This is a genomic window from Lyngbya sp. PCC 8106 (assembly GCF_000169095.1).
Lineage (GTDB): Bacteria > Cyanobacteriota > Cyanobacteriia > Cyanobacteriales > Microcoleaceae > Capilliphycus.
Genome location: NZ_AAVU01000012.1, coordinates 1 through 13,783 on the forward strand (window position 1 = coordinate 1; position 13,783 = coordinate 13,783).

The following is a 13,783-nucleotide window of genomic DNA, read 5'->3' on the forward strand; positions in this document are numbered from 1 at the left end:
TTTTGAGCTGATCCTCAGTTGTTAAGCCTGTTATTAACCGATAAAAAACTTTGCGAATCTGTTCTCTGAGATCATGAGAAACGCGGAAATATTTTTGCTGTTGATGCCAAACTCTTTCCAGACGATCTCTGTCGGAAACATTTGCACAATTTTCCATAATGAATCATCCCCCCAAATCGGCTTTTAGTCTTTAATTTTCCTGATAGATTTACTATATCTTTTAACCTAACTTATGATCAACGGATGCTATCTATGACATTTATCGATAAAATCGATAGATACCCATCAATTTTTTTAACATCGGGAGCCAACAGTATGAATACTCAAGGGTTGAAATTCTCCCAACTCCGTGCTTTAGTTGCGATCGCCTCTTGCGGTAACTTTAGTGAAGCAGCACTTCAGTTAAATCTATCTCAGTCTACGATCAGCCATGCGATCGCCACCTTAGAAGAAGAATTAGGAGTCATTCTTCTCAAACGAGGAAGATATGGGGCTTCTTTAACTCCAGTTGGAGAACGAATTGTCACCCAAGCCCGTCAGGTTCAGCATTTATTAGACAATATAGTGATAGAAGCAAACCGAGAAAAAGGACTCAAAGGAGGAAAGGTTCGCATTGCTTGTTTTCGCAGTATTGCGACTCATATTTTACCAACGGTGATTTCTGAATTTCGCCAACGTTTCCCGGAGATTACGGTGACATTAACAGAAATGGACGACACAATTAATATGGAACAAGCCGTGCGAGAAGGACGGGCAGATATTGGCTTTACTTATCTCCCGGCGAGTGATGAGTTTGAAACCTGGGAAATTATTCGTGATCAATATATTGCTTTACTCCCGCCAAACTATCCCATACAAACCTCAAAATTGACTTGGGAACAGTTAGCGTCTTATCCGTTAATTATGACTGGAATTAATTGTTGCGCTCAGTTGATTTCGACTTATCTGAAAACGTCAAAATATCCCATGAGTATTGCCTATCAGGTTCGAGAAGACTCTACAATTGTCAGTATGGTTAAGCAGGGTTTAGGTGTGGGAATTTTGCCGCGTCTAGCAGCCGAACCCCTTCCTCCTCAAATACAAGTTTGTGAATTACCTTCACCGTTAGAACGAGTAATTGGGGTGGCTGTTTTGAACAATGCCCTACACTCTCCCGCAATTTATGCGTTTTTAGATGCACTCCGACATCAAGGGCAATTTGTTGAGAAAGCGGCTGTTTAACATTTACATTGTGCTGGACAAGCCGAGTTTGACTGGCAATGAATAATATAGCTAGAATTTGAATAGTAACTCGGAGTCGTTTCTAGACGCTCTTGGGGAAATTTAATCAAAAACTGAGTTAAGTTTGCTGAACTTTCCAGTTCAATTGAAGCATCTAACAGTTCAACTAATTTCTGTACTAAAGTTAATCCTAATCCGGTGCCGCTATGTTGCCAAGGATCGTGATGGGGAATGCGGTAAAATTGGTCAAATACTCGCTGCTGTTCGTCAGGAGGAATTTCAATTCCTGAATTGCTGACTTTCAAGGAGATAATCTCATCTGTTGCTTGTACAGAAACCGTAATTTTTTCTCCAACGGGGGTATACTTACACGCATTATCGAGTAACTCTCGCACAATTCGTTCTAAGATCGAAATATCAGATTTGAGCAAAGGAAGTTCAGGAGAAATATCAAGATTTAATTGTTGGTTTTGATGGTGAACTCGTTCTAAAAATGGTTGGACGATTTCCGGTAGCCAGGTGTCTAAATCTAGCCATTCAAACACCATCGTTTCTGCTTTGGCTTCCAAATAACACAAACTAATTAAATCATCAACCAGTTGATTGTGTCGCTTACACGCTTGACGAAAAATATCTAAAACTTTCCTAAATGTAGAAGATTTTTGTAGGGCTGACTCGTCTTCGAGAAACTTCTCTAAGGTTTGAGTTGCCAGTTTAATACTACTCATTGGGGTTCGCAGTTCGTGAGAAATTGTTTTGAGAAATTCATCTTTAATTCGGTTGAGTTTCTTTAACTCTTCAACTTGCTTTTGGGCGGCTTGATAGAGTCGCGTTTGACGAATGGTAATTGCACATTGGGTTGCAACTTGCTGAACAAGCTGAACTTCCAAGTCTTCAAAGACTTCGTGACAGGGTTTGAGTAAGCGTAAATTGCCAATTGTACCGACTACTTCTTGACTTTCAAAAATCGGACAAGCTAAACAAGTTTGAGGGGATTGTTGAGAACTCGATAGTGATATTTTTTCTGTAAATTGTAACGACATCTTTTGTTGTAACTGTTGATACAACTCGGGAAAGTCGTCAAGCTCTCGGATCATTCCCTGACATTTCGGTAATCCGGTACTATATTCATAGGCGATTGTCGCTTGAGTTTGATCGAGATTATAGAGTTCGATTTGACAGCGATTAATCCCCAGTACCTTCGCTAATTCTGCGGTGGCGGTTTGTAGAATTTGTTCTTCGTCTAAGCTATCGCGAATTTTCTCAGTAATGTCTTCAACGACAGCTTGAAAGTTGAGGGCTTGTTCTAACTGATGTTCAACTTGGAGACGAGATTTAATTTCTTGTTGGAGGGTGCGGTTTTGAATCGCGAGATGTTGCTGCATTTGCTGAACTGTTAGATGCGTGCGAACACGGGCTAAAAGTTCATTTTCATCTATGGGTTTGCTGAGGTAATCAACACCACCGACAGCAAAGCCTTCTGCTTTATTAATCGTTTCAGAAAGATTTGTCAAAAAAATCACCGGAATCTCTCGCAGAGACGGGTTAGCTTTGAGATGACGACAGATTTCAAATCCGTTGATAACATCCAATATAACATCCATTAAAATCAGATTTGGATGAACAGACTCTGCAATCTGGAGTGCTTTTTCTCCGTTTTCAGCAGTGAAAACACTAAAACCGCCTTTTTTTAAAGCCGTCTCCAACACCTGTAGATCGCTCAGACTGTCATCTACAACTAAAATCACATCAGACTCAAGAGGTTCACGGTACATTTTCCCGATTTGACTATTCTGATCACTATTCTTATAATCTTAACGTTAGAGATCGTACTCTTTCCCACTTCTTGATGGTGTTTTAAGCTTTCAAACATTAAGACATTCTTTATTTTTTTGTCGATAAGTAATTTTATACTTTTTTAAAGTGATTGAGATCATTTTTAATAATAAATCAAGATTTTTAAAAGTTAAATTTATCCATATAATTGTTAAAAAAATATAGAAAAATCATAAATTTTTACCAATGAAAAATACACCCATATTTTTGATCATCTGATAATTTCAAACTGTAGGGGCGCTTGTGTTTGCACCTAAACTCCTTGAACGAACACTGCGACGCCAATCATCCCCTCAATTCCAGGCAACCTCCGTTCCTGCTGGGTTTTGTTCACGAAATGATGAATAATAGCCCTGGCAAGCGACAGGTTATAATTCTAGACTATTGTTACAGTGGAGCATTTGCATAAGGTTTGCAACAATTGGGTGTGAAGAACAAGCAATACTGACATCTTCAAATGCAATTCAACTTTCCTTTGAACAAGAAGGTGCGGGATTTATACTCGTTATTTAGTTGAAGGAATGAAACCGGAAAAGAAAGTCAATGACAACGCAACTCAGCCGAATACTTCACAAAAGACTTGGGGAATGGAGTCATTTTTTTGGAGAACTTTAGGGGAATAGAACTATTCAAAGCCCCCTATTTACTCCCATCGCAGTCACAGGAGAGAGGATTTAGGGGGCGAGTCAATATCAATATCAACCTTCCTTTTTAACAGGAGAAAACATTAACCAATCGCATCTTTTAGGGCGTTTTGAGTCATGGCTGCGATCGCTTGATCCGTTGCTTTGGGTAAATGATAATATTTCCCACCTGCGGTTTTGGCTAACTCTTTTGCAAACCCGGTTGAAACAAACTTATTCTCGGTATCTACGACTAACAATTGAATCCCTAACCCGCGAATTTTTGCGGCAATTTCTAACAACTCTCCTTTAATATCTGGCTTTTTTTCATCTAATATCGGTTCACCGAGCGATCGCGCTAAGGGTATATTTCCCCGTCCGTCGGTGATCGCCACAATCACCACCTGACCAATATCACCAGACTGCTTGGCATTCATCCCCACTCGAACCGCTTGAGTTAACCCATGAGCTAAAGGTGATCCGCCCCCACAAGGCATTCGTTCTAATCGTCGTTTGGCAGCAGCAATGGAACGAGTTGGCGGTAACAACACCTCAGCCTGTTCTCCACGAAAGGGAATCAACGCCACCTGATCGCGACCTTGATAAGCTTCAGTTAGAAGTTGCATCACCGCACCTTTTGCCGACTGCATCCGGTTAAGCGCCATCGAACCCGAAGCATCAACCAAGAACACAACCAACGCCCCGGACTTCCTCGCCAACAATTTAGCGCGAATATCCCCCGATTCCACAATCACCTGTCGATCAGGTTGACGCAGACGTCGAGCTTTTTGGTAGGGAGCCGCAGCTCTTAGTGTTGCATCGACAGCAATTCGTTGAACCTTTCCTCTTGGCAACATCGGTTTAATGTAGCGACCCCGATCATCTGAAAATATTAAGCTGCGACTGCCAGATTGACCCTGACGATTTGCTGTATTTGCAAAGGATAGCACAGTTGGATCGAGTATAACACCCTCCGGATCAAAAATAAATTCTTCAGGGATGCTGCTGGGGTCTTCTTCGGGGGGTTCGGGGTTTTCTTGGTCTTCGTCGTTGTCTTCGCTTTCAGCTTCGTCTTGATCTTGATCTTGATCGGACTGTTCAGGGGGCTGGGGAGGTGGAGGCGGGGGTTGTTGTTCTTCTTCGGGTGGCGTCTGAATAACAGTTGCACGGGGTACAATAACCAATTCTACTGCACGTCGCAGATCATCAGCGAGAACTTCGGTTTGACCTTCAAACGCCGCAGATGCTTTGGCTACTCGCACGGCAAATAGTTCGGCCCGATGTCCTTTGACCGCCCCTCGCACGGCTTCTTCAACTAGATACAGAATTTGTTCGGGTTTGAGGGTGACGTCTTTTAACCATTCTCGGGCTAAGAGAATTTGTGTTTTTAAGTTATCAATATCTTCGTTATATTGATTGGAAAATATTTCGGGAGAACTGGCATAACGATTGACTCGATCTACTGCATCGACTCGTTGATCTAAGGTTAGAGCGCTATCGGCTGAAAGGGAAATGGCAATTCGATCTAATAAGTGTTCTCGTAGTGGCCCTTCTTCGGGGTTATAAGTTGCTATAAATAAGGGTCTACACGGATGTTCAATACTCAACCCTTCTCGTTCGATGCGGTTACAGCCTTCGGTAAGAACGGTTAATAAAAGATTACTAATATTATCATCAAGTAAATTAATCTCATCAACATATAAAATACCTCGATGAGCGGCTGCTAATAAACCGGGTTGAAAAACTGTTTCTCCCTGTTTTACTGATTTTTCGACATCGACTGAACCGAGTAAACGATCTTCGGTTACGCCCAACGGGACTTGTATAAAAGGTGCGGGGATAACTTGTGTTTCGAGGTTGGGGTTGTCGGGATCGGGTTCGAGGTTGGCGATTTCTCCTTTGACCACTTCGATGGGCGGTAACAAGGCATGAAGGGCGCGGGCCATAATGGACTTGGCTGTGCCTCGACGTCCAGCGATCGCCACCCCTCCCAGTCCTGGGTCAACGGCGGCGAGTAGGAGGGCGAGTTTGATCGCTTCTTGTGCAACGACGGCACTCAACGGGAAGCTGATCGGTGTGGGAGCGGTTGCCGCAGGCATGACTTTATAGTTTTTTAGGTACAACCTTTGATCATAGCAATTGATGTGTGTTTTGACTAACTTTGGGTTGACACCTTGAGGATTGTCTCCGTAATTTTAGTGATTTCTGATACCAAACTGAAGTAAAAAAGATTACAAATCTCAAATCGGAGAATTTTCCGGAGGATCTCTGACCCCGAGTGAAAAACAATTGGATTCATCAGTTTTTGTAACCGAGATCACCAAGGAAATCTTATCTAATTTTATCTATCAAAAAAAATTAAAAAATTGTTGACAATTCAGCAAAAATAAAGATAGAATAGATACAGAAAATTAAAACAAACAGTCAGCCTAATCCGGCAGAAACAAAGCACTTTTTAAGAACACTGATTTTTGATCGGTGAGATAAATAATAAAAGTGTTGCTGGAACGGAGGAACCACTATTTGGGGCTAATCTCGCAAAGGGAGTCTTTGGAAACAGAGTGACCAAGACAATGAGAAGAGCATCTCTCAGCTCTCGCCCGTCAGCTAACTTCGTAGGCATTGAGAGGAGGCTGAAGCGTCAACCTTCTAATATTCACAATTAGATAGATTGTCAATTCAGTTTCCTTGGTTGGTATAGGTCTGATTTGTAGTACCCACCCTAGAACCTGAACGGTTTACCATGACACCCCGAATTCCATTATCATTGATCGCACTTTCAGAGAAAGCTGCGTGGGTTCCTTTCCTGTGGCTGAAGACGAGTGATATGATTATAATCCCCGTTCTTGGAAGTGTAGGAATGCTTCTAATATGGCTGATCATCCATTCTTTTCTGGTGACCACCATGCCAACACCAACATTACCCATGCTGGTTAACTCCAGTTTAACGTTCGCTAAACTTTTTAGGAACTACTTGGAGGTAATGAGCTTAATCGGAAAATCAGTAAATGTCGCAGTGGGTTAAGATTAACCCCCAAATTTAATCGCAAATCAATAGAGGTGAGTGATCAGAACAGAGACAACTCACCTCAACTCTAGTATTTAATGATAAAATCTAACTTCCTAATCTTTTCAAATCAAACAGAGAACAGCCTTGTATCCTAAATATAAAATACTTAAATGCTTGTGACCGATGATTAGTGATAGAGTGATCGGGAGATCGGGAGTTTTTTGATATTGTTAACTCCGGGAAGAATCTCGAATATAGCACTACGCATTATGGTTAGGACATTAGACATTAGTAAAAGCTGAAAGCCTTCTGTAGTCTACTTCTGACTTCTGACTTGCGCGTAGCGCTATAACATCCCTCTATAGGTATAGATTTATATATGCTCAGAGGGGGGATCTTTTAAACGTTTGATTAGAGTAAACTGAAGATGTTAAAGAGAGACTAGCCGACTTCACAAAACTTAAAACCGATGCTTAATGTTTCTGGATTAAGTATAATTCTACCAAAATCGGTTGTAATACAGTAGTTACCTACATTCTAAAATCGATTTTTGGCAAGGGTTTTGATTTTTTTTGATATCATTTTGGTTAAGCGGATTGAGTATCCCTAATCACTGATGAGCGCTCAATGACTGAGCCAATCTTATATCCTTATAAAAAGTTATTAATATAGTTAGGTCGCAAGTCATGAATTGACAAATTGATAAAATTGAGAAAGTCTCAAACTTTTACTGAGCTAATGGCGACAGCCCCGCGTTCTATCGAAGATGAACGTCGGGAAGGATAGCCCGACAAATTAAGGACTCGATGTCCGAAATTTTGTCAATTAGGAGTTTTTTGATTCTCAACATATTCTTTTAATTGTGAAACAGTTACACCTCCGCAACTAGCAATAAAATATGATTCATTCCATAAAACTGACTTTCTATAAACATCAGCTAATTCTGGAAATTCAGTTCTTAAACGACGACTGGTTATAGATTTTAAGTTACCTACAAACTTAGGTAATTCTAATTGTGGGTAATATTGGAAAAGCAAATGAATGTGGTCTGTTTCCCCATTAACTTCAATCATCTGACAATCCCATTTACGGCGTTCCCATATGATGGTTTGAAGTCGCTCTATTATAGCTCCTGTAAACACTTTACGTCGATACTTAGTTGTCAAAACCAAGTGGGCTTTTAAGTCTGATATTGCTCTCCCGCTAGAGACAAAATCATCTTTCATGTTGTCACCGTGCCTGTTTTATGTTACAGTCATTGTAACAGGTCGAGGTTTACCATGATAATTTCTTACCAATATCGTTTAAAACCTAATTACGAACAACGTTGTCGTCTCAACAGTTGGCTAGAAAAATTAAGGTGTCAGTACAATTATTTGTTAGCTGATAGATTTGATTGGTGGGAAAACAACAGAAATTACGTTAATTCTTGTCCTTTAGTTTGTAGTATTGCTGAACCTAGAGAACAACCAGAATACTATAAACAAAAAAGATCCCTTGTTCAATTAAAACAAGAGCGACCTTGGTATAAAGACATCCATGCTCATGTTTTGCAAGATATGGTCAAACGAGTCGATCTAGCTTTTAGTCGTTATATCAAGGGAGATAAAAATGGAAAACGTAGCGGTAAGCCTCGATTTAAAGGAAAGAATAGATATCGAACAATTGGGTTTCCTTCTATTAAGCCTGATTGTGTTAACAATAATCATATTACTTTCCCCAAATTAGGCAATATTAAGTTTATTCAACATCGTCCTTTACCTGATGGGTTGACAATTAAAAGAGCTTTAATTACCCAAAAAGCTGATGGCTTGTATGTAACACTAACACTTGAAGATAAATCAGTTCCTAGCCTAACTGTAGATATTCAACCAACAGAAGAAAACAGTTTAGGTATTGATAGTGGTTTAGAGTTTTTTGTTGCTTGCAGTGATTTAACTGCTGTTAAACTCCCTAAATTCTATCGCCAATCCGAAGATAAATTAGCTAAACTTCAATCAAAAAGAGATCGTAGAAAATTAGGGTCTAAAGCCAGAAGAAAGCTCAACCAAAAAGTAGCGAAACTTCATCAAAAGATCGCAAGGCAACGTAAACAATGGCACTATGAAATTGCTAATCAACTCTTAGATAAAGCTGATGTCTTATTTGTTGAAGACTTAAAGGTATCCAATATGTCTAGGCGAAATCAACCTAAGCAGGGAGAAAATGGAACATTTCTACCTAATGGACAATCAGCTAAATCTGGGTTAAACAAAAGTTTTGCTGATGCTGGTATCTCTGGATTTCTTAGCGAGATACTTCCTGGCAAAGCTGAAAAAGCTGGCAAGAAAGTAGTTAAAGTCAATCCAAAAGGTACATCTCAACATTGTGCAATTTGTCTTAATCGTGTTCCTAAAGAATTATCAGATCGTTGGCATTCTTGCGCTTGTGGTGCATCAATGTCAAGAGACATTAATTCGGCAATATTAATAAAAAAAGTGGGGTTGGGCGTTCGCCTCACTATAAAACGCAAATCTTCTGATAATAAGAAGAGGAGAAGCCAGCGTTCTGTTGCCTAAGCAACGAACGTCTGGAGTACGTCACAAAGATTTTCTACTTCCTCTCGCAAGAGTGCCTTTTACCAGCGCGAACTGCTATAGCTCTCAAGAAAAAATTTGCCGGCCTGAGAATAGATGTCAAATCCCAATCCATCCGATCAACAAGAAAATTTTTATATTGTTGCAATTGGAGCCTCTGCGGGCGGAATACAAGCCCTACAAGCCTTTTTTGCCAATCTACCCCAAAATCCCAATGCTGCCTTTATCGTGATTCTCCATCAGCCACCCGACACCGGACATCGGCTAGCCGAAATTCTACAGCGCCAAACCTCCCTACCCGTCAATGTGATCGAGAATGAAAGCGCGATCGATAAAAATAACATCTATGTCCAACCCCCGCACACCTATCTCAATATCCGGGATCATTGCCTGTATTTAACTGATTTTCCCACAGAGGGCGTCCGCCATCCCATTACTCACTTTTTTCAATCGCTAGCCGTAGAATACAACGAACGGGTGATCGCAATTGTCCTATCGGGTTCGGGAAGCGACGGGTCGGAAGGCTTAAAAAACGTTAGTCGCGCCGGAGGAATTGCTTTAGTTCAATGTCCCGACAGCGCTCAATTTCAAGGAATGCCCACCAGCGCCATTCCCTCGGGTTTGGTCGATGAAATCCTCTCCCCGGTAGAATTGGCCGAGGTCGTCTATGATATTATCCACCTGGGCGGAGAACGGATTTATTCTCAAGCCCCCAATATCGTCACAACGGAGCAGTTGGGGCTGATTTTAAACATTCTCACCAAAAAACAACAAACGGATTTTTCTCAATACAAAACTACCACCCTCAACCGTCGCATCGGGCATCGCTTCGCCCTGTCTCGGATGGGAACGATTGAAAGTTATATTCGATTTTTAGGCAAAAATAACGAAGAACAGCAAAAACTTTGTCAGGATATTCTGATCGGGGCGACTCGGTTTTTTCGAGATCCCCAGGCGTGGAAAATTATCGCCAACGAAGTTTTACCGGAACTAATTAATAAACTTACCGCAGAAGATCAACTGAGGGTTTGGGTGAGCGCCTGTGCGACGGGAGAAGAAGCCTACACGATCGCGATTTTAGTCGATGAAGCCATTCGCAACAGCGAAAAAGCGATTAATTATAAAATCTTTGCCACCGATCTCGATACTCAAGCCCTAGAAACAGCTTCTAACGGCATCTATCCCGAAGCGATAGCCAATGATATTTCGACCGAACGTTTGGAACGGTATTTTACTTATAGTAATGGCTGTTTTCGGGTGAAGCGATCGCTGCGGGAAATGCTGATTTTCGCGCCCCACGATTTAACTAATAATCCGGGTTTTTCTCGGATGAGTTTGGTGACTTGTCGCAATGTTTTGATTTATATGCAGCCCCAGTTACAACAGCGAGTGTTGCAATTGCTGCATTTTTCTTTGAAGCCGCAGGGAGTTTTGTTTCTGGGCGATACGGAATCTTTGGGAGAGTTGAGCGGGGAATTTGCTGTGATCAATCCCCAGTGGAAAATATTCAGCAAACGTCGAGATATCAAGCTATCCCTCGCCCAGTCTGTCACCCGCCAGCCTGCTATTGTTAGAACTTCCATGAGTTCAATTTTACCGAATCCGTCAAATCTTCCCCAGTTTGAGCTATTACTAGCAGAGATTTTTAAACAGAGTTTTGAGTCCAGGCTGATTAGTTGCGTGTTGGTGAATCGAGACAATCGATTAATTAATGTTTTTTACAATAGTGCCGAACTTTTAGAAATTCGCTTGGGGGAGGCGGATTTGGATATTACTAAAATAATCCATTCCGATTTAAAATTGCCCCTGGCTACCTCCCTGCACCGGGCTAAACGAAACAAAGAACCTGTTATGTATAACGGGATTAAAATTAGCCGCAATAATCAGTCTGAAACGGTGAGGCTGAAGATCGGTTATCAACCTGATATCGACAACTTGGAAGATTATTTTATTGTCTTATTAGAAGTAGAAAATCCGGAAAATCAACCCCCTGTGTCAGTGCAATCAACCCGCTATGAAATCGAATCAGAAGCGGCTCAACGAATTGTAGCATTGGAAAATGAACTGCAACAAACCCGAGAAAATTTACAAGCGGTTGTCGAAGAATTAGAAACGTTTAATGAAGAACAGCAGGCAACCAATGAAGAATTGCTGGCCTCCAATGAAGAACTGCAAAGTACAAACGAAGAATTGCAGTCTGCCAACGAAGAACTCTACACGGTTAATGCCGAATATCAGTTAAAAATTGAACAGCTCACTCAGCTAACAGACGATGAAGATAACTTGCTGAGAAGTACCAATCTGGGAGTATTATTTCTCGATTTAAACCTAAATATTCGTCGATTTACCCCCGCAGCAACCCAGGCGATTAATATTAGACCGAGCGATGTTAATCGTTCGCTATTTGATTTTACCAATAATCTCGACTGTCCGAATTTGCTAGAAGTGTTGCAGCAGGTACTCGCCACTGAGGAAGCGCAAGAAAAAGAAGTGACTTTATCAACCACTGGCGAACAGTTATTGATGCGAATGAATTGCTATTTGCGAGAGGAGAATAGTTGTGATGGTATCGTGATCACGTTTGTCAATATTAATCAGATTAAAAAAGTTCAGCAACGGCTAGAAAATACGAATAATCTATTAGAAAATCTCAACTTGAGTAGTCCGGTGGGTTTATTTATAGTTGATTCTAACTTACAGTTTTTACGGGTCAATCCGAGGCTGGCTGAGATGAATAATAGGTCTGTAGAAGACTATCTCGGCAAAAGACTTTCAGAAGTAATTCCTCAGTTAGCTGACGAGCAATTGATGCCAGTTTATCAGCACGTTCTGGGGACTGGAGAACCCGTCAGAAATATAGAAGTTCAGGGTAGAGAATCGACTGATCCGCAAACACAAAGCTATTGGTTGGTTACTTATTATTCCGTAGAATGGGATCACGGAGAACAAGCGATTGGTGGGATTATTGTGGATATAACTGCTCGCAAACAAGCCGAGTTAGCATTAGATCAGCTTAATCAAAGTTTAGAGGAAAGAGTCCGCCATCGCACCCAAGAACTTGAAGAAGCGAAACAGAAAGCGGAAACCGCAAACAATGCTAAAAGCCAGTTTCTCAGCCGAGTCACTCACGAACTCCGAAGTCCGCTGAATATTATTCTGGGGTTTACTCAATTGTTAGAACGATGTGATAACCTCGACAGCCAGCAACAGCAACAAGTTAACCTGATTTTTAATAATGGTCAGCAACTTTTAAAACTGATTAACGAATTGCTAGATCTCGGAAAAGTCGAAGCAAACCGCATGGAGTTGAATGTCGAGTGGTTTGATTTATATTGTTTGATGGATGAACTTCAGGAAATGTTTAAACTCGAGATTCAGCGCAAAGGTTTAGAATTTCGGGTTAATCTCGACTCCCAGGTTCCTCAACAGATTCAAACCGATAAAACGAAATTGCGTCAGGTTTTGATTAATTTAATTACTAATGCGATTAAATTTACAGATGTGGGTCAGATTTGCTTACGAGTGAATGTTGATTCAACGTTATCGAATCAGAATGAAGATCAATCTCTGAAGCTGAGGTTTGAAGTCGAAGATACAGGTCGAGGAATTCCCCCTGAAGAATTAGATCGTCTTTTTGAACCGTTTGTTCAGGGAAAATCTGGACGGAACTCTCAGCAAGGAACAGGTTTGGGTTTAGCAATTTGTCGGTATTTTGTGGAAATGATGGGCGGTGAAATTGGGGTTAATAGTACCTTGGGAGCGGGAACGAGAATTCATTTCTCTATTGTTAGTAATTCTCCGGTGAAACGGTCTGCTACACTCCCACAGTTGCGTCAAGAAATCATTGGTTTGGCTGCTGACGAGCCTCAATATACAATTCTTGTGGTTGATGATCGAGCTGATAGTCGTCAACTGTTAATATTGATATTAGAATCGGTAGGATTTGAGATCATCGAAGCGACGAATGGGTTGGAGGCGATCACTCAATTTGAACAGCATGAACCCCAATTAATTTTAATGGATATCCGAATGCCGATTCTTAATGGATTAGAAGCGATAGAACAGATTAAAGCAACTCCAAAAGGTGAGGGGACAGTGATGATTGCGATATTGACTTCGGCTTTAGATGACAGTCAACAGGAAAGACTGAATCGGTGCTGTGATGAGATCATATTTAAACCCATTAAAGAAGACGTTATACTCGATAAAATTGCTGAGTGTCTGGGTGTACGTTATGTTTATCGTTCTCTAGAGTCTACAGAATTTGAGGCGGATTATGGCGAAGAAAGGGATGATAACGCACTTTTAGAAGAACTCGATCAGATGTCGAATGAATGGCGATCGCAACTTTATGAAGCAGCGCTTACTTGTAATTTATACAGGATTTTACAATTATTAGAGGAGATTCCCGAAGAACAAGTTCAACTCAAACAAGTCCTGAGTAAACTGGCTTTAGATGATCAGTTTCATGCGATCAGTGAATTTATCAACAGTGACTATTCTGAGACTTGAATAGG

6 protein-coding genes and 1 riboswitch are annotated in these 13,783 nt (G+C 41.0%); of the genes, 3 read left to right on the forward strand and 3 right to left on the reverse strand.

Going from position 1 to position 13,783, the window contains the following annotated elements; translation table 11 throughout:
* Positions 1-315: 315 nt before the first annotated feature.
* Positions 316-1,221: a LysR family transcriptional regulator gene (locus L8106_RS09965; RefSeq protein ID WP_009784149.1), complete on the forward strand. Its 906-nt coding sequence runs from the start codon at positions 316-318 to the stop codon at positions 1,219-1,221.
* Here the strand turns inward: L8106_RS09965 and L8106_RS09970 are convergent.
* The 3 genes from L8106_RS09970 to tnpA all read right to left on the reverse strand — a co-directional run bounded on the left by L8106_RS09970 (position 1,218) and on the right by tnpA (position 7,916).
* Positions 1,218-2,996 (reverse strand): response regulator, encoded by a 1,779-nt coding sequence (locus L8106_RS09970; RefSeq protein ID WP_009784150.1) that lies wholly within the window; start codon positions 2,994-2,996, stop codon positions 1,218-1,220. The two genes, L8106_RS09965 and L8106_RS09970, sit on opposite strands and share 4 nt — an antisense overlap.
* A 788-nt stretch (positions 2,997-3,784) precedes the next feature.
* On the reverse strand, positions 3,785-5,779 hold the full coding sequence (gene bchD, locus L8106_RS09975) for a magnesium chelatase ATPase subunit D (RefSeq protein ID WP_009784151.1): 1,995 nt from the start codon (positions 5,777-5,779) through the stop codon (positions 3,785-3,787).
* 391 nt (positions 5,780-6,170) lie between these two features.
* Positions 6,171-6,317: riboswitch (cyclic di-AMP (ydaO/yuaA leader) on the forward strand.
* 1,194 nt (positions 6,318-7,511) lie between these two features.
* Positions 7,512-7,916, reverse strand: a complete 405-nt coding sequence (gene tnpA / locus L8106_RS09985) for an IS200/IS605 family transposase (protein WP_009782306.1) — start codon at positions 7,914-7,916, stop codon at positions 7,512-7,514.
* 54 nt (positions 7,917-7,970) lie between these two features.
* On the opposite strand from tnpA, the gene L8106_RS09990 reads away from it, so the two are divergent.
* Both L8106_RS09990 and L8106_RS09995 read left to right on the forward strand, forming a co-directional pair.
* Entirely contained in the window at positions 7,971-9,248 is a 1,278-nt protein-coding gene (locus tag L8106_RS09990; protein WP_009782307.1) for an RNA-guided endonuclease TnpB family protein, read from the forward strand.
* A 114-nt stretch (positions 9,249-9,362) separates the two neighbouring features.
* Complete coding sequence (locus L8106_RS09995; RefSeq protein WP_009784153.1) at positions 9,363-13,778, forward strand: CheR family methyltransferase; 4,416 nt, start codon at positions 9,363-9,365, stop codon at positions 13,776-13,778.
* Positions 13,779-13,783 lie beyond the last annotated feature (5 nt).

Coding starts and splice junctions, on each gene's coding strand:
- L8106_RS09990 (WP_009782307.1), top strand. CDS start 7,971: ATGATAATTTCTTACCAATATCGTTTAAAACCTAATTACGAACAACGT.
- bchD (WP_009784151.1), bottom strand. CDS start 5,779: ATGCCTGCGGCAACCGCTCCCACACCGATCAGCTTCCCGTTGAGTGCC.
- L8106_RS09970 (WP_009784150.1), bottom strand. CDS start 2,996: ATGTACCGTGAACCTCTTGAGTCTGATGTGATTTTAGTTGTAGATGAC.
- tnpA (WP_009782306.1), bottom strand. CDS start 7,916: ATGAAAGATGATTTTGTCTCTAGCGGGAGAGCAATATCAGACTTAAAA.
- L8106_RS09965 (WP_009784149.1), top strand. CDS start 316: ATGAATACTCAAGGGTTGAAATTCTCCCAACTCCGTGCTTTAGTTGCG.
- L8106_RS09995 (WP_009784153.1), top strand. CDS start 9,363: ATGTCAAATCCCAATCCATCCGATCAACAAGAAAATTTTTATATTGTT.